A 25552-nucleotide genomic window follows, 5' to 3' on the forward strand; every position below is an offset into this window, starting at 1 on the left:
ATTCTGTTAGGCGCTCTAAGGCGGAACGTACCGTGATCAATCACCTTCGCCTAGACCTACTGACACGGAGTCGCATGGATGATTACGCGCCGTGTCGGGCCGGGGCGGCCGACCCTGTCAGGGTTTTCTCAGGGGCTTCTCGGGAACGGGGGTGTCTTGGCCCTTCGTTCAACCGGGTGAGGAACAACCATCGGGAGATGAAATGCACCGTTCGAGAGACCACAGGATAATCGCCGGTGTCTGCGGCGGGATCGCCGACAGCCTGGGCATATCGCCCACCGTCGTCCGGGTGCTGTGGCTGCTGCTCTCCCTCTTCCCAGGGCCGCTCTGGGTCGCCTACGTGATCATGTGGATCCTCATTCCGGAGGCTCCGGCGGTCCGTAAGTCAGCTTCTCGGTCGTGAACGACCGAGCTTGCAGCTCCTCGCCGTCGATGGGTTCGACGGTTCAGGCCGCGTCGTCGGCAGCGTGACTCACTGCCCAGCCCGCCACACCGCGCGCGGCGATGTTGCGGGCCGCGTTGACGTCGGCGTGCTCAGCGAAGCCGCACGACGTGCAGATGAATGTCGCCTGGTCAGGCCGGTTCTTCTTGTCCACATGCCCGCACACCGAACAATCCTGTGAGGTGTAGGCCGGATCCACGTGGACGACGGCGACCCCGGCGCGGGCCGCCTTGTAGGCGATGAAGCCTCCCAGCCGGCGAAAGCTCCAGGAGTGCAGCGTGACCCGCTGGGGCTTGCGGAGCCGTACCCGCTCACGGATGCCCTGGAGGTCTTCCAGGGCGATGCCGCGTCCGGTGCGTTCTGCCTCGGTCACGATGCGTTTGGCGATGGTGTGGTTGACGTCGGCGGCGAAGCGCGCCTCGGCGCGGCGGCGCTTCTTGAGCAGCCGCTTGGCGGACTTGGTGGCCTTGGCCTGCAGCACGTGCCGTCCCGGCAGACCAGGTCGGATTCGCCTTTCCGGTACAGGGCGAGCGTGGTGAGCTGTTGGGCGGACCCGGTGAGCGCCACGTTGCGCAACCTGCCCGCTGTCGTCCAGATCGACACCGTGCGCGCGTCGATCTGCCACGACAGGCACCGGTCGTCGAACGGTTGGGCGGCCTCGGCGCGGAAGGCGATCGGCTTGGAGGTGGCGCGGGCATGGCGCGCGGACCCGGGCTGGCCCAGGTTCCCGGCCCGGAGGTTGGCGTGCAGTGTGGTGTAGGCGTCGGCGACCTTTTTGATCACCTGCTGGGCGGCCTGGGCCCCCAGCCCGCGTGCCTTCAGCTCGCCGTAGGTGTGCTTGCGCAGCGCGTACTCGCGCCGGGCTCCGGTGGTGAATGCGGTCTGCGAGGCGAGGTTCGCGGCGTCGTTGCACGCGTGCAGGGTCGCCTCCAGCGCTGCCGCCTGCCCGGCTGAGGTCGTCATTTTCCGGTCAGAGTCGTTCACGCCCGGCGTTCCTCACTAGATAGCACTGATGAATATGCTGGTGACATGAGGCGACGCCCCCTGTCACTGGTCCAGGACGACCTGGTCGACTACGAGAAGGCCATGGAACGGATGACCGACCTGGTCGGTCGGCGGCAGCGTGACGAGTGTCCCGACACGCTCTGGCTTCTCAGCCACCCGCAGGTCTACACCGTCGGCAAGCGCACGCTTGATCAGCATCTGCCCGACCCGTCCCACGGCATCCCGGTTGTGAGCACGGGTCGCGGCGGGCAGCTCACCTACCACGGCCCCGGCCAGCTGGTCGGCTATCTGATCGTCAAGCTCGGCGAGGACGAGGGGATCGTCGACTACGTCCGCGAGGTGGAGCTCCGGCTCGTCCGCGCGCTCGGCGCGCTGGGCGTCCCGGCCGAGCGCCGGGACACCCCGGCCGGCTCCGAACTGCTCACGGGCGTGTGGACGGCGGAGACCGGACGGAAGATCGTCTCGATCGGCATGCGGCAGAGCCGCGGCGTGACCAGCCACGGGTTCGCCCTCAACGTCGAGGGCGATCTGACCCCGTGGGACTGGGCGGTGCCCTGCGGCATGCCCGAGGTCGATATGACCTCGCTGAACCGGGAGACCTCCACCGCCATGGCCATGGAGCGGGTCCGGGCCGCGGTGGCGGAGGCCTTCGAGGCGAGCTGATCCGGGGCGGTCCGGCCAGCCGACCGGCTGGTCCTCGCGGGCCGTAGGGCCTGGTCAGCCGACCGGCTGGTCCTCGTCGACCGTACGGCGCGGCCCGGTGAACCAGTGCCGGGCCGAGAGCATCCACCACAGGCCCACGCTCAGGACCATCACGCCGACCACGATCGGTGCGTAGTTGACCGCGGTCCAGGTGAAGTCCTCGCTGAACGGCACGGCGGACGGGACCAGCGGCATGATGAAGTAGATCGAGATGACAGCGATCTCGATGACGGCGATCCAGCACAGGACCTTGTACTTCGCACCCAGCGTCCACGGGCCGGGCTCGAAACCGTCGCCCATCCTCAGGCGCAGCCAGATCGGGATCAGGAACGCCAGGTAGAGGCCGATCACCGCGACCGAGACGACCGCGTAGAAGGCCAGCGGCAGGCCGCCGGGTGCCTCGTAGAGCGCGGGCAGGGTCAGGGCGAGCGCGGCGGCGCAGCCGAAGATGATCGCGTTGACCGGGGTCCGGTTCCCGTCCACCTTCGACCACATGCGCCAGCCGGGGATGGCGCCGTCGCGGGAGAAGGCGTAGGTCATCCGGGACATCGAGGTCACGCAGCTCATGCCGCAGAAGAACTGACCGATGGTCGAGATCACGAAGATGGCCGTGGCCAGGTTGCCGGGGAGCGCGCTGTCGAAGATGGCGCCGACGAAGCCGCCCGCCTCGTTGACCGCCGTCACGTCGGTGGCCGCGAACAGGAAGGCCAGCAGCAGGACCCAGCCGCCGATCGCCGAGTAGAAGATCGACTTCCACAGGCCACGGGCGGCGGCCGTGGACGCGCTCTGGGTCTCCTCCGACACGTGCGCGCACGCGTCGAAGCCGGTGATCGTGTACTGGGTCAGCAGGAAGCCGAGCGGCAGCACGTAGAACCAGTAGGAGGAGTCGGAGAAGCCGGAGTTGTTGATCGTCTCGGTGAAGACGAAGGACATCGACTGGTGCGAGTCGGGGCCGAAGACCAGGATGAGCACGACCACGGCCGCGCCGAACACGTGCCACCACACCGAGACGTTCTGCAGTACGGAGATCAGCCGGTGGCTGTAGATATTGATCAACGCGTGCAGCACCAGGATGACCGCGAACAGGATGAAGGTGTTGACGAGGGAGACCTCGAAGCCCTTGACGAACCGGTTGAGCGTGATGTTCATGAACGTCGCGCAGCCGTAGTCGACCGAGGCCGTCACCGCGATCAGCCCGATGAGGTTGAACCACCCGGTGAACCAGCCGTGGATCGGCTTGCCCATCTTGGCGGCCCACCAGTAGATGCCGCCGGCGGTCGGATAGGCCGACACCAGCTCCGACATGCAGAGGCCGATGATCAAAATGAAGATCGAGATCAGCGGCCAGCCCCACGCGATGGCGATCGGCCCGCCGTTGTTCCAGGCCTGGCCGAAGGTGGTGAAACACCCGGCCAGGATGGAGATGATCGAGAAGGAGATGGCGAAGTTGGAGAAGCCGCTCCAGGTGCGGGAGAGCTCCTGTCGGTAGCCGAGTTCGGCGAGTCTTCTGGCGTCCTCGTCCACCGGCGGAACTGGCTTGGGCATCAAGCCTCCTTGCGTCTTACACGGGGGGTACGTCCCCGGGACCCGGGGGCGGGGAGCCCGGGGCGGCCGGTGTGCGGCAGCCCCGGACGTCATCGATGAGCCGACCGAATCCCGGATCGTCCAGGTCCCGTACGGCTCGCGCGAACTTCTCTGCGGCCTCCGCGTCGTAGTCGAAGTCGGCGGCCGCCGCCTGTTCCTTCAGCAGTCCGTGGTGCACGGCGAACCAGAGGGACCAGGTGAGATTGGACATGATCAGGTTGAGCCGGACCCTGGCGGTGAGCCGTGGATCGTCCTCGCCGAAATAGGCGCGGGCCAGCCGGCAGGTGAGGCCGGGGTCGTAGCCCGCCTCGGCGGCGATGTCGCCCAGCTCGAAGGCCGGGTCGTTGTTCCCGGAGAGCTGGTAGTCCACGATCCTGATCTCCGTGCCGCAGCGGATGAAATTGCCCGGCAGCAGGTCGTTGTGGCAGGGCACCGTCGGCAGCGGATCGGCGGCCAGCGCCCGCTCGATCTCCGCCGCGACCGGCAACCTGTCCTCGTAGCCGTCGGGTGTCCGCAGTCCGTGGGTATGGCAGAGGGTGAGGAACTCGTCGAGCTTGCGGAAGATGGAGAAGTCGTTGACGAACCGGGGCCCGGCGTGCAGACGGCGGCAGGCGGCCGCGATCGGTCCGGGGAGCGTCCGCACGCCGTGCGCGTCCAGGGTGGTGCCGTCGAGATACTCCAGCAGCAGGGAGCCGGGCATCCGGCGCAGGACCCGGGGACCGACCCCGGCCTCGGCCGCGCGGAGCGTGTTGGCGATCTCCTGGTCGAGTGGGATGCCGAGTCCCGCCTCCGCGACCCGCGGATCGAGCACCCGCAGCAGCCATCGCTGCCCGTCGGCCGTGTCCAGCCGGGCGATCCGGTGGCTGAGCCCACCCTTGATCGGCGTCGCGATAACGGGCTGTCCGGCCCACTTTCGGACGTCCGCGAGAGCATCTGGCATGCCGCACTCCTTTGGCCTACCTTCAGACCATTGATCCGTTTTTGCGGGCGAGTTGTTACAGAGGGGCTGCCGACCTTGAAACTTCCCAACTCCGCGCGGGCCGTCGTGATCGGCGGTGGGGTGGCCGGATGCAGCGTGGCCTACCATCTGGCCAGGCTCGGCTGGAGCGAGGTGATCCTGGTGGAGCGGCACGAGCTGACCGAGGGCACCACCTGGCATTCGGCCGGATTCGTGGGCCAGCTCCGCTCGACCGTCACCCAGACCAAGATGATCATGTATTCGGCCGGGCTCTATCCCGAGCTGGCCGAACTGACCGGAATGGACCCCGGCTGGCACGGGGTGGGCGGACTCCGCCTGGCGACCACGTCCGAGCGGGTGGAGGAGTCGCTGCGGCTGGCGGGGGCGGGGGAGACCTACGGCCTGGGCCTTTCCGTGCTCTCCGGCGCCGAGGTGGAGGAGATGCTGCCGCTGCTGGACGCGCGTGACGTGCGGGCCGCGCTCTGGCTGCCCGGCGACGGCTGGCTCGACCCGGCGCTGCTGGCCAGGGCGCTGGCGGCCGGGGCGGAGAAGCTGGGCGTGCGGATCTTCACCGGGACCCGGGTGACGGGGCTCGACGTGGTGGGCGGTGAGATCTCCGGAGTCCGTCTCGCGTCGGGTTCCGAGGAGTGGTCGGTGCAGGCCGACACCGTGGTCATCGCGGCGGGCGCGGCCAGCGGACAGGTCGGGCGGCTGGCCGGGGTGGACATTCCGGTCGTGCCGATCAAACACCAGTATGTCGTCACCGAGCCTTTCGACGTTCCCTCTTCTATGCCCACGGTCCGGGACCCGGACAACATCGTCTATTTCCGGGAGGAGGGCGGCGGCATCCTGGTCGGGGGGTACATCCGGACTCCGGAGATCTGGGATACGGACCGTCCGCTGGCGGAGCCCCGGACGTTGTTCGACCCCGATATGCCGAAATTTCAGGAATCGTGGGAGTCGGCGGTGCGGCGGGTCCCCGCGCTGGGCCGTACCGGGATCGTGAAGGTCGTCCACGGGCCCGAGGCGTTCACTCCGGACGGCGAGTTCCTGCTCGGTGAGACCTCGGTCCGCGGTCTGTGGGCGGCGGCCGGGTTCTGCGTCCACGGCCTGGCCGCCGCGGGTGGCGTGGGCAAGGTCATGGCCGAGTGGATCGTGGACGGCACGCCCGAGTACGACGTGTTCGGCATGGACCTGCGCCGGTTCGGCGGCCATGCCCGATCCGCGTCGTGGGCCCGGGCCAAGGCGCTCGACTCCTACTCGACGTACTACGACATCGTCTACCCGGGCGAGGAGCGTGCCGCCGCCCGGCCGCTGCGCCGCTCTCCGGCGTGGGTACGGCATGCGGAGCTGGGGGCGGTGTTCGGCGAGAAGGCGGGCTGGGAGCGGGTCAACTGGTTCGAGTCCAACGCGGTCCCGTCGCCGGAGTCGCCGGAGTCGCCGGAGGCCCGGCCGGACGGGTGGGCCGGGCGGACCTGGTCCCCGGCGATCCGGCAGGAGTGCCTGGCCACGCGGGATACGGCGGGGCTGTTCGACCAGACCTCATTCTCAAAGCTTGAAATATCTGGACATCAGGCCCTGCTGCGGCTGCAGCGCGTCTGCGCCGGCCAGCTCGACCGGCCCCCCGGCTCGATCGTCTACACCCAGCTCCTGAACGAGCGCGGCGGCATCGAGGCCGACCTGACCGTCACCCGCCTGGCCGAGGACCGCTTCCGCCTGGTCACCGGCACCGCCTTCGGCGTCCACGACGCGGCCTGGCTCCGCGGCCACGGCCTCGACGTCCGGGACGTCACCTCCGCCCACGCCTGCTACTGCCTGTGGGGCCCGCGCGCCCTGGACATCCTCGGCACGCTGTCGGATGACGACCTGACCTTCGGATACATGAAGGCCAGGGAGATCAGCGTCGGGAACGTCCCGGTGCTGGCCCAGCGGGTGACGTTCGTGGGCGAGTTCGGCTGGGAGCTGTACTGCCCGTCGGAGTACGGGCTCACGCTCTGGGACGCGCTCATGGAGGCGGGCACGCCGTACGGCATGCGCCCGGCCGGCTACCGGGCGATCGACTCGATGCGCCTGGAGAAGGGCTACCGCGTCTGGGGCATGGACATCACCCCGGAGACCACCCCGATCGAGGCCGGCCTCGGTTTCGCGATGGCCCGGGACAAGGACTTCCTCGGCCGGTCCGCGCTGGAGACGGCCACCCGGCCCTCCCGTCCGGATGCCTCCGACGGGAGCGACGCACCCGTCCGCCTCGCCTGCCTCGTCCTGGACGACCCCCGCCAGGTGTGCCTGGGCGGCGAGCCGGTCCGCGCCGGCGGTGAGCCGGCCTCCCGGGTGACCAGCGGCGGGTACGGCCACCGCGTGGACCGCTCGATCGCCTACGCCTACCTGCCCGCCGGGACCGCCCCCGGTGACCGGGTCGAGGTGGGCGTCACCGGCACCTGGATCGGCGCCACCGTCACCGCCGAACCCCTCTACGACCCGGCCTCCGACCGCATCAGACGCCTGCCGGCCTGACCCCGCACGGGGGAGGGACACTTCCGCACCCGGCGTCCACCGGACCGAACTGGATGGCCGCCTTTTCACCTTCAGAGGGTGCCGAGGCAGGTGACGGTCCGGTGGACGGGGATTCCGGGGGCGGGTGATGCCTCCGTACGGTTCACCCAGCAGAAGTCCACCCCGGCGGCCTGCGCGCAGCCGCCGTCGCTCGCCGGGGAGTCACCGACCATGAGCGCGTCATCTGCCTCGGCCTCCAGCAGGTCCAGGGTGTGGTGGAGCAGCTCTCCGTCGGGCTTGCGCAGCCCCACCTCGGGTGCGATCACCACGTGTTCGAAGAACCCGCCGATCCGGGTACGGCGGAGCTTGGCCCGCTGCACGTGGGCGATGCCGTCGGTCACCAGGGCCAGCCTGAACCGCCGGGACAGCCGCCGCAGGGCGGCTCTGGCCTCGGGGAACAGCGTCACGTTCCGGCCGAGCGCTTCCTCGAACGCGACCGCGACCGCGGGAAGGGCGCCCATCCTGGCCCAGCGTTCCAGCCGCAGCTCGGCGAGGGTGATCCGATGCTCGCGGTAGGCGGCCCAGAGCGGCTCGTTGGCGGCGTGGAACCGCGTCAGGAACTCGGCGCGGCCCATCCGGAAGAAACGGTGGTGGACCTCATGAAGCGCGCCGCGCTCCGTCCGGGCGTAGTCGACCACAGTCCCGTCCAGATCGACCAGCAGGACCTGGTAACGATGCTCCCTCGCCGAGCCCATCGCGCTCCGACAGCCGGAGGATCTCCTCGACCGTCGCCGCGTCCACGGCATAGATGTGAGGAACGTCGACGAAGACCCTCATTGGTCCACAACCCACCCCGAGGTCGTCGGCGACCTCGCTCTGAATACTACGCAGCGGCACGTAGTTCAGATAGGACGTGAACACGTTCTGCGACCGGAAGGCGGCGGTCATCACCAGCCGCCCGTCGCGGAGCCGGAAGGCCAGGCTGGTCAGGCAGGGCACCGCGTCGAGGGGTTCGCCCGGGACGGTGAGGGAGATCCAGCCGCTCTTGCTGTACGGCTTGGCGCGCAGCACCTCGGTCACCCAGCGGAGCTGGTCGACGCCGAGGAGCCGGCGGAGCCGGCCGCCGTAGCTGTACTTGAAGGGAGGGACGATCGCGCACTCGCTGAACTTGCTGGCGTAGAGCGGGATCTTCCCCGAGTCGCCGTAGCACTCCAGGATCGGATCGTCCCAGCCGAGCTCGGCGATCTCGAACAGCACCGCCTGGGCTTCGACGATCGGGCCCCGGTCGTCCTCGGCGGGCCTGCCGTTGGTCCTTACGTGTCGCATCAGCCAGATCCACGTCTCCCCACAAGACGCGAATCTGAGGAGGTCGGGCATTCAGGTCTCCACGTTGGGGAAATGGAACGGGTTGTGTGGGAGCCGGCGCTGCCGGGAGACGTTGGCGCGGATGTAGTAGACGAAGTAGTGCGCCAGCGCGAGCAGGCCGATGATCACTAGGAGCAGGGCCGCGTTGGGTTCGGCCCCGATGACGCCGAGCACGCCGACCGCGATGTAGGCGCTGTTGACCAGGGCCAGCATCATCACGTGGGTGCCCGGCCAGGCGAGCGGCGCGTAGGTCTCCGGGTAGCGGGGGTCCACCGGCAGGTTGGGGGTCCAGCCGAGGGCGGAGAAGTGTTCCTTGAGCTGGACCACGTAGAGGAGGCGGAAGTTGTTGAGGGCGCGCGCCGTCCGCATGTGCGCGTTCACCGCCTCGATCAGCCGCAGGAACGGCAGGATGTTCAGCAGCCCGAACGCGGCGACCGTCGCGAACAGGTACCACGGCACCCCGATCCAGGAGGTCAGCGCCACCGGATTGATCACCTTCGCGCTCGCCAGCGCGATGGCGGCGGCGAACGGGGCGGCGAGCAGGCTCATGGAGAGCCTGGTCATCTTGAGCCGTTCGTCCTTGGCCGCGAGGTAGACGTGGTAGGTCCCGGTGAAATCCACGGCCACGAGCTGGAGGAAGTCCTTCGGCTCCACGGGCAGGCTGTCGAGCCTCTGGGGCGGCGACTCCGCGGGCGTGCGCGGTGACATCTTCCGCATCGGAACCCACTCTCGGGGCTGGCGGGCGTGCGCGGTACTGCAATTTTTACGCACTTGTCAGCCCCTTGTGGGTGATTCACCAGATCTCCCTCAACTTCTCTGAACCCCACCCGTCAGGGAGGGAAGGCGGAGGGAAGGCGGAGGGGAGGTCTGGTCACTGCCCGGCGCTCCGGCGGCCTGGCGCACGGTCTCGGGGTGCCGCCAGGAGGTCGGGCCTCCCGGCGGCACCCCTCCGTTCCCGCTGGTCCGGGGCCTCCCTACGGGTTGATGGTGATGGTGAAGGTCGACGTCGTGTTCTTCACGTTCGTCGCGTTGTTGCTCAGCTTCAGGTTGTTGAACGTCACGGAACCGACCGCCGGTCCCTGGCCGGGCTCCGGCAGCTCGTTGACCCAGATGCCGAACCCGGACTTGGCGTCGAAGGCGTCACCGCTCTTCTGGGCACCCGAGATCGAGATGTTCGTGAAGACGGTGTCCTTGACCGGGAACTGCGGCTGGCCTCCCACGTAGTTCGTCTGGAACATGATGCCGCTGTAGGTCGGGTCCACGATGTCCACGTCGCTGACGCGGATGCCCTGGAAGACCTTCGAGGCGGAGAAGACCCAGATGCCGGGGAAGGTCTGCGAGCCCCAGAAGTGCCCGCCGGCACGGACGATGGAGATGTTCTCGAACTTCGTCGGCGGGCTGGCGCCGAAGCCGTTCATCGGGTAGCCGAAGTCGAGCGAGCTGATCGTGATGCCGGAGTAGACCAGTGTGTCGGCGATGTAGATGTTCCTGAAGACGTTGTCGTATCCGCCGTAGACCGCGACGCCGGCGGCGCGCCAGGTCAGGATGGACGTCAGGTTCTCGTAGACGTTGCCTCTCATGTCGGACCCGCCGGCGTCGATGGCCGAGAACAGCGCGAAGCTGTCGTCGCCCGTCGAGCGGGCCTCGTTGTTGATGACGTGGTTGTCCGTGCTGCCGTTCGTCATGTTGATGCCGTCGGCGAACATGTCGCGGATCCGGGAGTTCTTGATCGTTATGCGGTCGGTGTTCGCGCCCCAGTAGAGGCAGACCATGTGCTCGTTCCAGATGTTGTCGATCACCACGTCGGAGACGTTGGCGAAGTCGAACACCTTGCCCGGTCCGTCGATACGCGAGGTGTAGTTACCGAAGTAGGCGAAGTTCGCGAACGAGGAACCGCTCGCCGTTCCATCGGCGCGGAAGCCGATGTCGGTGTTGTCCTGGGTCGACGGGGCCTGGAACTGGGTGTACCACGGGCCGGCGCCGACCACCTTGACCGCCTTGCCGTACACCTGGAACTTGCTCGACGTCTGGTAGGTGCCGGCCGGCAGGTAGACGCCGACCAGGGTGCCGGTGTTGTCCATCCGCACCTTGTCGAGCGCGTTCTGTACGTCCTGGTGCGTGAAGCCCGCCGGCACCGTGTACTTGGCCGGGTCGGGGTTCGCGATCGGCGACACCTGCTCAAGGTTGATGAAGTCGATCGCGTACGTCGTCGTGTTGGCGGCGTCCTTCTGCAGCCTGATCTTGCTGCCGGCCTGGACGGTCGTCCCGAGCATGACGTTGGCCTCGTCGTAGATGTGGCGCGGACTGCCCGCTCCCGGCGAGTTACCGGGGTTCGTCTCGTTGCCGTACAGCCAGGCGTACTTGGAGGTCAGGTTGATGGGCTTGAGGAAGGTGCCGTTGACGTAGATGTTGAGCGTCGAGTTGATCCCGCCGCCCCCCGCCGAGTCCGGGATGGAGAACCGGGTGACCAGGGTGTTCGTGCTGGCCTTGGTCGTGAACTCGACGTAGCTGCCGGTGGAGTTCAGCGTCACCGCCCTGCGGCCGGAGGCCTCGCCCGCCAGGTCGCCGATGGTCCTGTTCGGGCCGACGACGGCCGCGCCGCCGCCGATGACGGCGTCCTCCGCCTCGTACATGTCGTAGGGCATGTTGGCGCCGCGCCCGACGAAGAACGGCTGGGTGACGGTGTTGTTCAGCCGCTTCACCGGCAGTTCGTTGGCGTCGTCGGCCAGTACCGTCTTGACGGTGTACTTGCCGTTGGCGGCCGTCCACGTGCCCAGGTTGACCGGGCTCGTCGTGGCGCCGACGGCGATCACGCCGCTGTAGGAGCCGGTCAGCGTGCGGACGACGGTGCCCGCCTCGTTGGCGACCGTCAGTGTGATGCCGTGGGCGCCGCTCGCGGAGGCCACGGTGCCCTGGTTCTTGATCGTGGTCGAGAAGGTGACGACGTTGCCGTTGGCCGGGTTGCTCGGCGTCCAGCTCGTCGTCGCGACCAGGTCGGAGCTGTCGACGGGCTTGACGATCAGCGGGGAGGGGTTCGTGTAGCCGTTGTTGGTCTCGTCCTGCTCGATGACGTTGTTGGCCTCGTCCACCTTGGCGCTCAGCGGGTAGGTGCCGGCGTCACGGGGGCCGATGCCGGCGGAGACGGCGGTGGACGCTCCGGCGGCCAGCGCGCCGACCGAGGCGGTGCCGACCTTGGTGGTGCCCAGATAGAAGTTGACGTCCGTCGCGCCGGAGGCCGCCGTCCCGATGTTCTTGACCGTGGCCGACAGGGTGACGGAGTCGGTCTCGACCGGGGCCGCGGGAGCCACCGACATGCCGGTGATCGTCAGGTCCGGGTTCGGTGCCGGTGTGCCGATGACCTGGAACTCGGCGACCTGCCCGGCGGGCGCACCGGAGTTCGTGGTGATCTTGAGTTGGACGTCGGCGACCGTGGCGGTGACCGGGATCGTCACGGTGTTACCGGAGGCGGGGTTGAAGGTGTAGACCGTCGCGGAGGACAGGCTCGTGAAGGAGGAGGAGCTCTGCTCGCGCCCGAGCACCTGGATGGTCTGCGTGCGCGTCGCCCAGATGCTGTCGGGGTTCAGCTTCAGCACGACCGAGCTGACGGAGGCGTTCGAGCCCAGCTGGACGGTCAGTGTGTTGGGGTAGCTGCCGCCGTTGCCCTCCCAGTAGGTCGTCACGTTGTTGTCGTTGGCGTTGGTGGCCACGTAGGTGAAGACCGAGGACGAGGCGGTGATCGGCTTGCCGACGGCCAGGTTGGAGCCGCCCACGCTGCCGTTGCGGGTGACGGTGTTGCTGTTCGCGGACTGGTTGCCCGCGGCGTCCTTCGCCTTCACGTAGTAGGACACCGTCGTGCCGACAGGCTGGGTGTCGGTGTAGGTCAGCACGTTGCCCGCCACGCTCCCGCGCAGGGCGTTGTTGGCGTAGATGTCATAGCCGGTCACGCCGACGTTGTCGGTGGAGGCGTTCCAGGTCAGCTTGACCTGGCCCGGGACGGACTCGGTGTAGGCCAGGTTCGTCGGCGCGGTCGGCGGCTGCGTGTCGCCGACGGTGGGGCCGTACACCTCGAGCTCGGAGAGCTGGCCGGCCGGCCAGCCCGTGTTGGCCGTGATGTTCAGCCGCACGTACCGGGTGCTGGTCGCGGTGAAGTTGATCGTCACCGTGTTGCCGGTCGCCGGGTTGAAGGTATATCCCGTGGACCCGACGATGGTGGAGAAGGACGAGCCGTCCGTGCTTCCCTGCACGCTCAGGGTCTGTGTTCTGGTGGCCCAATCCGCCGGCGGCGGCAGCTTCAGGACGAGCTTGTTCACGCTGGTCGAGGTCCCGAGGTCCACCTGGGCCCACTGCGGAAAGGCGTTGTTGGCGCTCTCCCAGTAGGTGGACGCGTTCCCGTCGTTGAGGTTGGCGGCCTTGTAGACGTCGGTGGTGCTGCTGGCTGAGGCCGTCTTGCCCGCCGCCAGGTTGGTGTCGGCCGAGGCCGGGGAGACCGGCCCGAACAGGGCGAGCAGGCTGGTCGCGAGCACCGCCGCGGTCAGCCGCAGTAACGTTACGTGCTTACTTCTCAACGCGTTCCTCTATTTCTTGTCTGAAACGACGGGTGCGGTGAGGAGGCCGTGACCTCTGCCGCGCGGCGCACCCGACTCCGGACGGGTACGGCCTTGCTCACGAGGGGGCCTCGGGTTCTGGGATGCCGGGGGCGAGGGACCCGTACCGGCCTGCGCCGGGCTCGGTGTCTACGGCCGCTTGCCGGCCGCGGTCGCCCTGCCGGGGGCGTTGCGGGGTTCATCGCGGGGTTCATCGCGGGGGGATCGTCCGTGCTGTCGCCGCCTGGCGATCGCAGTCGCCGCGGTGGTGACCGAGCACGCAGTGCCGGAGCCAACATCACCCGGGGCCTCTCCGTGGGGGGGCGGAGCGGAGCGGTGTATGGATACGGTGCGCCTATGCGAGAAGTTGCAAGAGGCGGCCAGAAAGTAACAGATCTTTGCAAAAATTTTGCACTGTAATGGCCAAATGTTAACTACGGGCTACAGCCGCGTCAACGGCTGGAAAGGTTGTTTGTTGCGACATATCAACCTGATGTTGGACATGCCAGTAAGGGGCCGGTCGAAGGGCGCGGCGCGCCAGGGCGAGGAGGGCGGCAGGGAGGGAAGCCCGCACGCGGGGCTGAGGATCCTTACGCAGGACGGACGGACGCGGCGAACGCGGCCTCCGCCTGCGCCTCCGTCGCGTCCGGCGGTATCACCCGAAGCGTGATGCCCTCCTTCCCCCTGATACTCAGGGTGACCAGCCGGCGGTCCATGGATCGGAACCAGCCGACCCTGACCGCCCGGCCGGGGGCCGGGATCCGATGCGGGATGTCGTCCCAGGCGTCCACCTGCAGCCCCACCCGGAGTGTCATCTCCCCGAGGTGCCGGTCGACGGCCGCGATGAGACCGGGAAGTTCCGCCGCCGCGTCCGTTGACCGGGGCCACCATGCACCGTCCACGAGTCCAGGATGGTCACGGACAGGTGCGAGGCGCAGCCGTACGGCGGACGGTGTTTCCGCTGGAGATCCCGGCGGAACGCCGGTGGCGGGAGTGGCCAGGGATGAGTCTGCTTGCCGTGGCGTCATGGTCGGCCGGCCTGTCTCGGCCCCGTCGGAGCCGCAGCGGTGAAACGCTTTGGACGGCGCCGAAATGATAATCGGCGTTCAGGAATTCCTCGGTATGGCGAATTCTACGCTTATCACCGGCTCCACCTCATGGGAGCGATTCCGTGTACCCGCGGGGCCGTCAGTCGCCGGTGGCGGCCGCGCGGGCGAGGAAGAGGGTCCGCTCGCGCTCGTTGCGGGTGAGCTCGGCGGCCCGCTCGAACTCCTCACGTCCCTCGTCACGGGAGCGGACGGTCGCTGAGCCGGCAGCCGCGTGGCCGCTCGGGGCGTTCGCTGGTCCAGCCGGCCTCAGGTGCCCATGCCTGGTAGTGCATGAACGTCCCCTTGGCGAGCCCCTCGACGCTCTCAGCCGCGATCGAGGAGTGAGCCAGGACGGTGCCGGTCCGCGGGTCGAGGATGGTGGTGTACCGCTCCGCCACCTGGTCGGTGCCGAACTCGGCGAAGAAACCCTCGCTCTTCACGAAGGTGACCGCGATGCCCGGACGCCCCAGAGGGTCGGTGATCGAGCCGCGCACGTTGGTCGTCGGCAGCCCGGCGAGGAGACGCAGGGCGGCTGCCCTGACCGAGGGCCTGACCGGGAGCTCCAAAAGGGCGGAGGAGGTGGAGAGGAACTCCTCGAAGCTGTCCTTGGACTGGCTGTCTTGACGGGTCTTCCAGAAGGTCCGCAGTTTCTCGCGGAGCTGTCCGGCGTCGCCGGGCAGCGCCGCGAGGTCGGCGAGTGTGAGTTCGCCCAGCCGTCGATCACCGAGCACGCCGCCTGGCTCGGCCGCGCGCGTGTACACGCACCCTGAGGGCTTGGACCGCAGCCGCACCTCCGTGCAGTCGCCCGCGCGGGTGCCCGGCGTGCACACTCGCTGGACCGTGACCGGAGAGCCGGCCGCCCGCCACGCGCGCTCGTCGGCCGGGGTGGCGGGGCGGACGGACAGTTCCCACTGCTCCACCTGGACGGGGTCGCGGGGGTCGCGCGGCTGCCAGAGGTCGATCCGCGACGAGGAGAGGACGTTGAACGTCTCACCGCCCGCCCGGACCCTTATCAGCCCATTGTTGAGCAGCGGCCTACGCCAGTAGTCGCCGCCCTCGTCCGGCAGTTTCGCAACCTGGTCCGCCAGTCGGAGCAGGGCATCGTTGCCGCCGGCGGGCACGAGCACCGGTGCGGGCGCGGCGGTCACGTTCGACACCAGCGTGGCGACGGCCATGATGACGGCGACCGTGGCTGCGGCCGCTCCCAGGGTCCATCCCCAGGCAAGGCCGCGCCGATCCGTTCTACCTGGCCGTACCGGCCCGTGCTGGGCGGCGGACAGCCGCGCGCGGGCCTTCTCGACCACCTCCGCCGAGGGCGGCGGAGCGTCAGGCAGTGACCTCGCCAGGAGGTTCAGCTCATCCATGGGTCTCCTCCAAGGGGTGGACGTCGCCGAGTGCCTTGCGGAGCTGCTTGCGGGCCCGGCTGAGCCGGGACGCGACCGTCCCCGCCGGGATCCGCAGGGCGGCGGCGACCTCGGTGTGGCTGAGGCCGCCCAGCGCGCTCAGCAGTACGACGTCGCGGTCCCTGCGGTTGAGCCCGGCCAGCGCCCCCGCCAGCCTGCCGGTCAGCCTGCCCGCCGCCACGCGGGCCAGCGCGGCGTCCTCGTAGCTGTGCTCGGCGCGCTCGGCTGTCCGGCTGAGCGCCTTCCATCTGCGGATCTCGGTACGGCGGTGCCGCGCGATGAGATGGGTGGCGATGCCGTACAGCCACGGCCGGACCTCGCCACGTGAGGGGTCGTAGCCGCCCCGGTATGCCGCCAGGAACACTTCGGCGGCCAGGTCGTCGGCGTCGTCGTCGGACAGCCGCCTGGCGATGTAGCGGTGGATCTCGGTGAAGTGCGTGTTGAAGATTTGCTCGAAGCCCACTCGGAGATCGGGTGGGTCGGCCAGGTCAGGTGGAACGGCCATGCAGGCGTCTCCGCTGGGTCAAGTGGACGATGGTCGCCCCTTCTTGCCCGAAGTGCCGCAATGCTTTCACGGACCGTCGCTGAGCCTCCTCGCCTGTCGTCTGCCTGAGGCGAGCCGGAGCCGTTCAGGCCACCACCTGATCAGATGAAAGTCCGGTTCCGATGTTCCTCAGACCCCGTACACGCGACCGCGCGGGCCGTCAGTCGACGGTGGCGGACCGCAGGCCCGCTGTCCGGCCTGCGGTCCGCCTGAGCCTCACCCGCCACGGGGTTATGCCGCCGTCATACCGGGGCGGCCTCGTCGTCCGCCGGGACCGCGGCGCCGCTGAACTGCGCGGCGTACAGCCGGTGGTAGGCGCCCTGGGCCGCGAGCAGCTCGTCGTGGGTGCCGTGTTCGACGATGTCTCCCGCCTCCATCACCAGGATGAGGTCCGCGTCGCGGATGGTGGACAGCCGGTGGGCGATGACGAAGCTGGTGCGGTCGGTGCGCAGCGCGGCCATCGCGTGCTGCACCAGGACCTCGGTGCGGGTGTCGACCGAGCTGGTGGCCTCGTCCAGGATGAGCAGGGACGGGTTGGCGAGGAAGGCGCGGGCGATGGTCAGCAGCTGCTTCTCCCCGGCGCTGACGTTGCTGCCCTCCTCGTCGATCACGGTGTCGTAGCCGTCGGGCAGGGTGCGCACGAACCGGTCGACGTAGGTGGCCCGCGCCGCGGCCTGGATCTGCTCGTCGGTGGCCGCCGGGTTGCCGTAGGCGATGTTCTCGCGGATGGTGCCGCCGAACAGCCAGGTGTCCTGGAGCACCATGCCGATGTGCGAGCGCAGGTCCTCGCGGCGCATCGCGGTGATGTCGACGCCGTCGAGGGTGATCCGGCCGGCGTCCAGCTCGTAGAAGCGCATGATCAGATTGACCAGGGTGGTCTTCCCCGCGCCGGTCGGGCCGACGATCGCGACCGTGTGCCCGGGATCGGCCACCAGCGACAGATCCTCGATGAGGGGCTGCTCCGGGTCGTAGCTGAAGGACACGTGCTCGAACTCGACGCGGCCCTGCCGGACGGTGGGCGTCACCGGGTCGGCGGGGTCGGGCTCCTGCTCCTCGGCGTCCAGCAGCTCGAAGACCCGCTCGGCCGACGCCACCCCCGACTGCAGCAGGTTGGCCATCGAGGCGACCTGGGTCAGGGGCTGGGTGAACTGCCGGGAGTACTGGATGAACGCCTGGACGTCGCCCAGGCTCATCGACCCGGTGGCGACCCGCACGCCCCCGACGACGGCGATGACGACGTAGTTGAGGTTCCCGATGAACATCATCATCGGCATGATGATCCCGGAGATGAACTGGGCGCCGAAGCTGGCCCGGTAAAGCTCCTCGTTCCGCTCCCGGAACACCTGCTCGACCTCCGGCCGGCGTCCGAACACCTTCACCAGCTCGTGGCCGGTGAACGCCTCCTCGATGTGGGCGTTCAGGGTGCCGGTGCCGGCCCACTGCGCGACGAACAGCTTCTGCGAGCGTTTTGCGATCTGCGCGGTGACGATCATTGACAGCGGGATGGTCACCAAGGCGATCAGCGCGAGCAGCGGCGAGATCACGAACATCATCGCCAGCACGCCGATCACGGTCAGCAGTGAGGTCAGCAGCTGGCTCATCGTCTGCTGCAGGGTCTGGGACACGTTGTCGATGTCGTTGGTGACCCGGCTGAGCAGCTCGCCGCGCGGCTGGCCGTCGAAGAACCGCAGGGGGAGCCGGTTCAGCTTGTCCTCGACGTCCGACCGCAGCCGGAACACGGTGCGCTGCACCACGTCGTTGAGCAGGTGGCCCTGCAACCAGCTGAAGACCGACGCCGCGACGTAGAGCGCCAGAACCCAGGCCAGGACCGTGCCCAGGGCCGCGAAGTCGATCCCGTGACCGGGCACGACGTCCATCCGCGCGAGCAGGCCGGCGAAGTTGTCGTTGCCCGACGCGCGGGCGGCCGCGATCGCCTGCTCCGCGGTCGTCCCGGCGGGGAGCTGCTTGCCGATCACACCGCTGAAGATCAGGTCCGTCGCCTGGCCGAGGACCTTCGGCCCCACGACGGCGAAGATCACGCTGGTCACGGCGAGGCCGATCACGGCGATGATCCTGGGGCGTTCGGGGCTCAGCCGCCGCATCAGCCGCCGTGTGGACGGCCCGAAGTTCATCGACTTCTCCGCGGGCATCCCGGCTCCCCCGAAGGGCCCCCGTCCGAAGCCGCCGCCTCCCGCGGGCGGTCGCGGTCGCGTGGTGGTCATGGGACGCTCGCTCATGCCGCACTCTCCGCGGTCAGTTGGGACTCGACGATCTCGATGTAGGTCGGGCAGGAGTCCAGCAGTTCGTCATGGGTGCCCCTGCCGACGATCACGCCGTCGTCGAGGACGATGATCTGGTCGGCGTCGGCGATGGTGGAGATCCGCTGGCCGACGATGACGACGGCGGCCTGGGCGGTGTAGGGACGCAGGGCGGCGCGTAGCCGGGCGTCGGTGGCCAGGTCGAGGGCCGAGAACGAGTCGTCGAACAGGTAGATCTCGGGCTTGCTGACCAGCGCCCGGGCGATCGAGAGCCGCTGCCGCTGGCCGCCGGACACGTTGGTGCCGCCCTGGGTGATGGGCCCGTCGAGGCCCTCGGGCATCGCCTCGACGAAGTCGCGGGCCTGGGCGACGTCCAGGGCCTCCCACAGCTCCTCGTCGGTGGCGTCCGGGTTGCCGTAGCGCAGGTTGCTCGCGACGGTGCCGGTGAACAGGTACGGCTTCTGCGGCACCAGGCCGATGCGCGTCCAGAGTGTCTGGGGGTCGAGGTCGCGGACGTCGACGCCGTCGACCGACACGGTGCCTGAGGTGGCGTCGAACAGCCGGGGCACCAGGGAGACCAGCGTCGTCTTGCCCGATCCGGTGCTGCCGATGATGGCGGTGGTCTGTCCCGCGGCGGCGCGGAAGGAGATGCCGGACAGCACCGGTGCCGCCGCACCCGGGTAGCGGAACTCGACGTCGCGCAGTTCCAGCTCGGCGCGGCTGTGCACCTGCCGTACGGGCTGCTGGGGCGGGAGCACCGACGACTCGGTGTCCAGCACCTCGACGATCCGCTCGGCGCAGACCGCGGCGCGCGGGATCATCATCGAGATGAAGGTGGCCATCATCACCGACATGAGGATCTGCATCAGGTACATGAGGAACGCGGTGAGGGAGCCGACCTGCATCTCGCCGCTGTCCACCCGGTCGGCGCCGAACCAGAGCACGGCGATGCTGGAGGCGTTGAGGATCAGCATCACGATGGGGAAGATGAGCGCGGTCAGCCGCCCGACGCGCAGCGCGGTCCCGGTCAGCGCGTCGTTGGCCGCGGCGAACCGGTCGGTCTCCTCACGTTCCCGGACGAAGGCGCGCACGACCCGGATGCCGGACAGCTGCTCGCGCAGCACCTGGTTGACCACGTCGATGCGGGTCTGCATCGCGCGGAACTGCGGGACCATGCGGGAGATGATCAGGCCGATCGAGATCAGCAGCGCCGGGACACAGACCAGCATGAGCCAGGACAGGCCGATGTCCTCGCGCAACGCCATGATGATGCCGCCGACGCACATGATCGGCGCGGCGACCAGCATCGTGCAGGTCATCACGACGAGCATCTGGACCTGCTGCACGTCGTTGGTGCTGCGGGTGATCAGAGAGGGCGCTCCGAAATGGGCGACCTCCCGGGCGGAGAACCCGCCCACCTGGTGGAAGACGGCCGAGCGGACGTCCCGCCCGAACCCCATCGCCGCGCGGGCGCCGTAGTAGACGGCCGCGATGGAGCAGGCGATCTGCACGAGGGAGACGGCCAGCATCCAGCCGCCGGTGGAAAGGATGTAGCCGGTGTCGCCGGTGGCGACACCTCGGTCGATGATGTCGGCGTTCAAACTGGGCAGGTACAGCGAGGCCATGGTGCCGACCAGCTGCAGCGCCACGACGGCGGTCAGCACCGACGAGTAGGGCCGCAGGTAGGTGCGGAGCAGACGGCTCAGCATGGGGGTTCTCCATCTGACGTGTCCGGGGGAAGTGCGTCGGGCTCAGGACGCAGGCGGACCACGTCCAGCGGCCGGGAGATGTGCGCCGGACGGCGCCGCGGGATCTTGGGGGAGACGGTACATCCTGGCGTAGATGGTACGGCAGGGCGCGGACGCCCTGCCGTACCACGACTTAGCTTGACCTGTCCGGTTGTTAGACCGGTGAAGGGCCGGGGCATGGCCGCTGTACGGGCGGAGGGCATGGCCGCCGTACGGACAGGGGAGGTGCCTCCATGGCGCTCATCGAGCGGGAATGCATCCGGCAGTTGCTGGAGTCACCGGATCCGGACGCCGCCCTGGTGTTCGTCCGCGGTGACTGCGTGGTCCTGAGGGGCGAGGAGATCGACGAAGATCACCGGGCGCTGGTCGTCGTGCGCCGCGGGGACCTGCTGGGTTTCGTCACCGGTGACACGATCACCGAGCAGCAGCTGGACCTGCTGGCGGACCGGCTCGACAACGTCGCCCGGGACATGGGGGACTGAGTCCCGGCCGGAGCGGCGGGTGGCCGCCGCCCCGTGGATCACCCTTGTGGGCGGGAACGCCACCTGGCCAGGAGGTCGGCCTCCCGGTCCGGGCTGATCGTGATCTCCGTCGAGAAGTCCGCCTCGGACTCGCGGATCTCGCGTATCGACCGGCCCAGCGGACGCGGGGCGAGTCCGGCGGCGGTGGCGGCGGCCGGGTCCGCGGTGTTGATCGCCATCCCCGCGCCGCCCTCCGACCAGAGCGGCAGCGAGCGGCCGTTCTCGCCCTCGGCGAGCAGGAAGTCCTTGCCGACCCAGGTCAGCGTGGTCCCGGGCGGCCCGACCTCGGCCACGATCGCCTCCAGCAGGTCACCGAAGGAGAACGGAGGGGTGGGGCTGACCGCGTGGAAGGCCCCCGAGCCCGTCTTCTCGATCATGGCGATGATCCAGGCGCCCATGTCACGCCCGTCGATCACCTGGATCGGGTCGGAGGGGTCGCCCGGGGCCAGCACCTCGCCGCCGCGCGCGATCCGGTTCACCCAGTAGGTGAAGCGGCCGGTGTAGTCGTACGGGCCGATCACGTAGGTCGGCCGTACGACCAGCGTCTCCGGTCCGAAGGCGTCGACCGCGGCGCGTTCGCAGAGCACCTTCAGCGCCCCGTAGGTCGCGCCGGTGACCGTCTCCGGGACCGGGCCGTCGAGCTCGGTCAGGGGCGAGTCCTCGGTGAAGCCCGGCGCCTCGGGGACGGCGTAGACCGCGGTGCTGGAGATGAAGACGTACTGGCCGGTGGAGAGCGAGCCGGCGAGGGAGGTGATCTGCGAGGGGAGGTAGGCGCTGACGTCGATCGTCGCGTCCCAGCGCCGGTCACGCAGGATCGACAGGTCCTCGTTGCGGTCGGCCCGCAGGTGCTCCGCCTCGGGGAACAGCTCCGGTCCCGTCTGGCCCCGGTGCAACAGGGAGACCTCGTGCCCGGCCGCGAGCGCGGCTTCGGTGATGTGCCGTCCGACGAACCGGGTACCGCCGATGATCAGAATATGCATAACCGGCATTTTCCTCCATCACGACTGTCGTTTTCTCTCATAAAGGACGACCGGATCTGCCCGTTCCCCGTCCGTAGGGCCGTGCCGTAGGGATTTGCGGCCGTCTTTTCGCCGTGAAAGGAGACGGCGGGTACTTTGAAGATGTTCTTTCGGCGTGCGCCCTACAGTCTTACTGTCTGAGATCCGTTCTTGCCCTGATCGGATCGGATCCCTCCCCCGACCGAACCCGTCCGAACCCGTCCGTCCCGGCCACCCCGACCGTCTGAAGAAGCCCGTGCCGGTGCTCTCGGCACCGGTCTCGTCCGAGCCTTGTACGGGCCATCCGGAAGGAAGCGATCCTGAGCCCAGGAAACGAACGTCGCCTGCTGTCCTCCAGCGGGCCGGACGTTCTGGAGACGACCACCGAGGTCACGCCGCCTCCCGGGAAGTGCGACGCGCCTCCGGGGACCGATCTCGTGTTCGGGGGGCTCGGGGAGGCCGCCCCGCCCGCTCCTTCGGCGGCGATGCGGGCCATGCTCGACGTGACGCCCGGATCGGCGAGCTGGTCGGTGCCGGTCCGCGACGCGTCGGGCGTCATCGTCGACTTCCGCATGCAGGCCGTGAGCCCGGAGGCCGAGGACGTCCACGGCCGGCGGGGCGAGGAACTGGCCGGCCTGCGCGTCCGGCTGACCTATCCCTCGGTGACGGGCACGCAGCTCTGGCAGGCCTGCCTGCGCGTGATGGAGACCGGCGTGACCGAGCGGTTCATCCGTTACGAGCACGTCGAGGTCGCCGACGGCGTCCCGCGCCGTTCGACCTACGTCCTGCGGCTCGCCCGGATCGACGACGGCCTGCTCGCCACCTGGGTCCGCGACGACCTCGGGCAGCGGCTGGAGGAGAACCAGCTCACGGCCCACCTGCAGAAAATCATCATGCCGGTCCAGACGGAGCCCTCCATCCTGCCCGGCCTGCGGGTGACCGGGCGCTACCAGCCCGCCGAGAAGGCGGCCTGCCTGGGCGGCGACTGGTACCAGGCGATCGGCCTGGACGACGGTGACGTGCTGCTCGCCGTCGGCGACGTGGCCGGGAACGGCCTGGCCGCCGCCTCCGCCATGGCGAAGCTCCGTCACACGATCACCGGTCTGGCCTTCGCCCGTCACGACCCGGCGGAGATCCTCACCGCGCTGAACCGCCTGCTGTGCAAGCTCCGGCCCGACGTGCTGGCGACCGCGCTCGTGGCCCGCTACCACCCGGGCGACCGCACCCTGCGCTGGACCCACGCGGGTCATCCCCCGATGCTCCTGGCCAGGGGCTCCCACGTGGAGCGGCTGCTGCACCCGGGCGTCCTGCTCGGCGTCTTCGAGGACGCGACCTACACCTGCGGCACCGTACGGCTGCGGCCGGACGACCTGCTGGTGATGTTCACCGACGGGCTCATCGAGAAGCGCGGCCGTGACCTCTACGAGGGCCTCGACCTGATGAGCGCCGCCGTGGCCGAGGCGCTCGGCCCCCTCTCCCCGGCCTCCCCGGACCGGCTGTCGGAGGTCATGGAGGCCATGGTGCCGATCAACGAGGCCGACGACACCTGCGTCCTGGTCGCCCAGGTCACCGGGGCCGGTGAGCCCGTGGCGCACCCCGGCCGCGACGGCTGATCTCCGTACCCCGCCTGGAGACGCCGGCGGCCGGGGGGATCTCCGGTCGAGAGCGGCGGCCGGTGATCCGGCCCCGGCCTCGTTCAGGAGAGCCCGGCGGCCTTGCAGGCGGCCTGGACGCTCGCCACGCAGATGTCCTGGACCTTCCAGAAGCCGTCCTTGACCACGGTCTCCTTGATGTTCTCCCTGGTTACCACGGCGGGCTGGACGATCCGGGCGGGGATCGAGGACGAGGTCCCGTTGTCCACGGTGCCGCTGCCGCTGCCGCTGCCCTTCACCTTCTTGCCCGTGCCGAGGTCGATGGCCATCTCCGCCGCGTTCTCGGCCTCGGACTTGATGGGCTTGTAGACGGTCATCGTCTGGGTGCCCAGCAGGATGCGCTGGATGGCCGTCAGCTCGGCGTCCTGGCCGGTCAGCGGCGTGCCTTTCCTGACCCCGGTGTCCCGCATCGCCTCGGCGGCGCCGCCGGCCAGGCTGTCGTTGGCCGCGTAGACCCCGATGACTTTGGCGGCGCCGAGCGCGGTGAACGCGTCGACCGCGTCGAGGCGGGCCTGTTCGGGGCTCCAGTTCGGGACGTCGTACTCCTTGCCGATCACCACCCGGCCGTTGAGGACTGAGCGGGCGCCCTTCGCGAAGTCGCTCGCGTTCGGATCGAGCGGCGAGCCGTTGAGCATCACGATCGGCCCCCTCTCCGGATCGCCCCCCGTGCTGATCGCGTCGAGCAGGGCCTGGCCCTGCATCTTGCCGACCTGGATGTTGTCGAAGGAGGTGTACGCGTTGATCGGGCCGCGGGCCAGACGGTCGTAGGCGACGATCGGAACGTCCTCGTCGTGGGCCCGGGACACCATCGGCGCGATGGCCTTGGCGTCCACCGGGTCCAGGATGATCACCTGGACGTCGACGTCGAGCGCCGCGTCGAACTGCCGCTGTTGCATGGAGGCGTCGTGGTCGGCGTTGTAGTAGACGACCTGGCACTTGGGGCAGAGCGCGGCGATGCTCTGGGTGATGAGGGGGCGGTCGAATTTTTCGTAGCGCGCCGTCGTCGAGTCCGGCAGCAGCAGGCCGATCTTGAAGCCCTGGGCCACGGTGTTCGGGGGAGCGGAGCTCCCGCCGTTCCCGGGCTGCCCGAACATCCCGCAGCCCGCCATCGCGAGCCCCGCGGCCAGGGTCATCCCGCACGCCGTCAGGCGAGCCAGCCGTCTCCCCACAGTGACCTCCCGAAACACCACCTTATATACCCGTCCCTCAGGCGCCCCTGACCCACACGTCCGTCTGACGGGTCGCGCTCGCCCCGGTGGCCGACTGCGAGGTCGCCCGGATCTCCGTCACGGTGAAGCTGGCGACCACATGCCGGTTGTGGAGGAGGAACCCGATCACGCCCGCTACGGCCTGGACGCCGCCGTGGGCGCGGGCACGGCCGGTCAGCAGGTATACCAGCGGCGTGGACGGCTGGTCGAGGGCGAACCGCCGGCCGTGGTGGTGAACGTCCTGAAGCGTCCGTATGGGGACCGGCCGCTCGGTGGTGAACCAGGCCGCGACCTCCCAGAACGACAGTGCCGGATCGGGATCGACCGACTCCTGGTAGCAGGCCACACAGCCTCGGCGGGCGTCCTGCCCGTGGGGGCACGCCCAGGAGGCGGCGTCGTGCGGCATACTGCGCTGAGACATGAGCCGACCGTACCTCTCGGATGCCCATGTCATGGTCTTCGGGGAACCAGGTATCCATCCCCAGGACCGGCGGTCAGCGTGACCGCGCAGGCCGGTGCGGTCAGGCCATGGGCCAGGGGCGTGCGATGGCGCCGAGCCGGTTCCACGCGTTGATCACAGTGATCGTCCAGATGAGCTCGGCCAGCTCGGTCTCGGTGAACTGGGCCGCGGCCCGCCCGTACACCTCGTCGGACACCGGGCCGTCGGTGAGCCGGGTGCCCGCCTCGGTCAGCTCCAGTGCCGCGCGTTCCCGGTCGGTGAAGAACGGCGTCTCCCGCCAGACCGGGAGGGCGAACAGCCGCTGCTCGCTCTCGCCGCCCTTCCGGGCGTCCCTGGTGTGCATGTCGACGCAGTAGGCGCAGCCGTTGAGCTGTGAGGCGCGTGCCCTGACCAGCTCCAGCAGGGCCGGCTCCAGCTCCGTCTCCCTGGAGGCCGTGTCCAGCGCGTTCATCGCCCGGTTGATGCGCGGGGCGAGCTTGTCCACTGCCAGCCGGACGGAAGAAGGGTTCGTGGTCATACTGTCGATTTTAGGAGACACCG

Annotated in this window: 20 protein-coding genes and 1 pseudogene; 5 read left to right on the top strand and 16 right to left on the bottom strand. The window is 69.1% G+C overall.

The window, feature by feature from the left end:
• Window positions 1-202 precede the first annotated feature (202 nt).
• Window positions 203-403 (top strand): PspC domain-containing protein, encoded by a 201-nt coding sequence (locus tag ACIN94_RS02865; protein ID WP_400698713.1) that lies wholly within the window; start codon window positions 203-205, stop codon window positions 401-403.
• Between the two features lie 43 nt (window positions 404-446).
• On the opposite strand, the pseudogene ACIN94_RS02870 reads toward ACIN94_RS02865, so the two are convergent.
• A pseudogene (locus ACIN94_RS02870) lies at window positions 447-1405 on the bottom strand (RNA-guided endonuclease InsQ/TnpB family protein).
• 66 nt (window positions 1406-1471) lie between these two features.
• Here ACIN94_RS02870 and lipB point away from each other — a divergent pair.
• A complete protein-coding gene (lipB, locus tag ACIN94_RS02875) occupies window positions 1472-2110 on the top strand; it encodes a lipoyl(octanoyl) transferase LipB (RefSeq protein ID WP_400698716.1) in 639 nt (212 codons plus the stop codon).
• Between the two features lie 54 nt (window positions 2111-2164).
• Here lipB and ACIN94_RS02880 read toward each other — a convergent pair whose 3' ends face one another.
• Window positions 2165-3694, bottom strand: coding sequence for an amino acid permease (locus ACIN94_RS02880; RefSeq protein WP_400698719.1), 1530 nt, complete (start codon window positions 3692-3694; stop codon window positions 2165-2167).
• 16 nt (window positions 3695-3710) lie between these two features.
• Window positions 3711-4673 carry a phosphotransferase gene (locus ACIN94_RS02885; protein WP_400698722.1) on the bottom strand — a complete coding sequence of 321 codons (963 nt, stop codon included), beginning with the start codon at window positions 4671-4673 and terminating at the stop codon, window positions 3711-3713.
• Window positions 4674-4748: 75 nt separating this feature from the next.
• Between ACIN94_RS02885 and ACIN94_RS02890 the strand changes: the two genes are divergently transcribed.
• Entirely contained in the window at window positions 4749-7205 is a 2457-nt protein-coding gene (locus ACIN94_RS02890) for an FAD-dependent oxidoreductase (RefSeq protein WP_400698724.1), read from the top strand.
• A gap of 71 nt (window positions 7206-7276) precedes the next feature.
• On the opposite strand, the gene ACIN94_RS02895 is transcribed toward ACIN94_RS02890, so the two are convergent.
• The 9 genes from ACIN94_RS02895 to ACIN94_RS02935 all read right to left on the bottom strand — a co-directional run bounded on the left by ACIN94_RS02895 (window position 7277) and on the right by ACIN94_RS02935 (window position 20134).
• A complete protein-coding gene (locus tag ACIN94_RS02895) occupies window positions 7277-7882 on the bottom strand; it encodes an HAD-IA family hydrolase (RefSeq protein WP_400698727.1) in 606 nt (201 codons plus the stop codon).
• Window positions 7842-8510 carry a thymidylate synthase gene (locus ACIN94_RS02900; RefSeq protein WP_400698730.1) on the bottom strand — a complete coding sequence of 223 codons (669 nt, stop codon included), beginning with the start codon at window positions 8508-8510 and terminating at the stop codon, window positions 7842-7844. Before ACIN94_RS02900 ends, ACIN94_RS02895 begins: the two co-directional genes overlap by 41 nt.
• 51 nt (window positions 8511-8561) lie before the next feature.
• Window positions 8562-9257 (bottom strand): hypothetical protein, encoded by a 696-nt coding sequence (locus ACIN94_RS02905; RefSeq protein WP_400698733.1) that lies wholly within the window; start codon window positions 9255-9257, stop codon window positions 8562-8564.
• Window positions 9258-9523: 266 nt separating this feature from the next.
• Window positions 9524-13114 (bottom strand): discoidin domain-containing protein, encoded by a 3591-nt coding sequence (locus ACIN94_RS02910; RefSeq protein ID WP_400698735.1) that lies wholly within the window; start codon window positions 13112-13114, stop codon window positions 9524-9526.
• 608 nt (window positions 13115-13722) lie between these two features.
• Window positions 13723-14160 (bottom strand): DUF5994 family protein, encoded by a 438-nt coding sequence (locus ACIN94_RS02915; protein WP_400698738.1) that lies wholly within the window; start codon window positions 14158-14160, stop codon window positions 13723-13725.
• A gap of 257 nt (window positions 14161-14417) precedes the next feature.
• Window positions 14418-15584 (bottom strand): CU044_5270 family protein, encoded by a 1167-nt coding sequence (locus tag ACIN94_RS02920; RefSeq protein WP_400698741.1) that lies wholly within the window; start codon window positions 15582-15584, stop codon window positions 14418-14420.
• On the bottom strand, window positions 15577-16128 hold the full coding sequence (locus ACIN94_RS02925; RefSeq protein WP_400698744.1) for an RNA polymerase sigma factor: 552 nt from the start codon (window positions 16126-16128) through the stop codon (window positions 15577-15579). The genes ACIN94_RS02920 and ACIN94_RS02925 overlap by 8 nt, the downstream gene beginning before the upstream one ends.
• A gap of 281 nt (window positions 16129-16409) precedes the next feature.
• Entirely contained in the window at window positions 16410-18317 is a 1908-nt protein-coding gene (locus tag ACIN94_RS02930) for an ABC transporter ATP-binding protein (protein WP_400698747.1), read from the bottom strand.
• 83 nt (window positions 18318-18400) lie between these two features.
• Window positions 18401-20134 (bottom strand): ABC transporter ATP-binding protein, encoded by a 1734-nt coding sequence (locus ACIN94_RS02935; protein ID WP_400698749.1) that lies wholly within the window; start codon window positions 20132-20134, stop codon window positions 18401-18403.
• Window positions 20135-20406: 272 nt separating this feature from the next.
• Between ACIN94_RS02935 and ACIN94_RS02940 the strand changes: the two genes are divergently transcribed.
• Complete coding sequence (locus tag ACIN94_RS02940) at window positions 20407-20655, top strand: hypothetical protein (protein ID WP_400698752.1); 249 nt, start codon at window positions 20407-20409, stop codon at window positions 20653-20655.
• Between the two features lie 38 nt (window positions 20656-20693).
• Here ACIN94_RS02940 and ACIN94_RS02945 read toward each other — a convergent pair whose 3' ends face one another.
• Window positions 20694-21674, bottom strand: a complete 981-nt coding sequence (locus ACIN94_RS02945) for an NAD-dependent epimerase/dehydratase family protein (protein ID WP_400698755.1) — start codon at window positions 21672-21674, stop codon at window positions 20694-20696.
• A gap of 455 nt (window positions 21675-22129) precedes the next feature.
• Between ACIN94_RS02945 and ACIN94_RS02950 the strand changes: the two genes are divergently transcribed.
• Entirely contained in the window at window positions 22130-23305 is a 1176-nt protein-coding gene (locus tag ACIN94_RS02950) for a PP2C family protein-serine/threonine phosphatase (RefSeq protein ID WP_400698758.1), read from the top strand.
• Between the two features lie 83 nt (window positions 23306-23388).
• On the opposite strand, the gene ACIN94_RS02955 is transcribed toward ACIN94_RS02950, so the two are convergent.
• The 3 genes from ACIN94_RS02955 to ACIN94_RS02965 all read right to left on the bottom strand — a co-directional run bounded on the left by ACIN94_RS02955 (window position 23389) and on the right by ACIN94_RS02965 (window position 25529).
• Window positions 23389-24513, bottom strand: a complete 1125-nt coding sequence (locus ACIN94_RS02955) for a sugar ABC transporter substrate-binding protein (RefSeq protein WP_400698761.1) — start codon at window positions 24511-24513, stop codon at window positions 23389-23391.
• Between the two features lie 37 nt (window positions 24514-24550).
• On the bottom strand, window positions 24551-24973 hold the full coding sequence (locus tag ACIN94_RS02960) for a hypothetical protein (protein ID WP_400698764.1): 423 nt from the start codon (window positions 24971-24973) through the stop codon (window positions 24551-24553).
• Window positions 24974-25073: 100 nt separating this feature from the next.
• Window positions 25074-25529 carry a carboxymuconolactone decarboxylase family protein gene (locus ACIN94_RS02965; protein ID WP_400698766.1) on the bottom strand — a complete coding sequence of 152 codons (456 nt, stop codon included), beginning with the start codon at window positions 25527-25529 and terminating at the stop codon, window positions 25074-25076.
• Between the last annotated feature and the right edge of the window lie 23 nt (window positions 25530-25552).

Source organism: Streptosporangium sp. NPDC087985 (assembly GCF_044741965.1).
In the GTDB taxonomy this organism is placed as follows: Bacteria; Actinomycetota; Actinomycetes; order Streptosporangiales; family Streptosporangiaceae; genus Streptosporangium.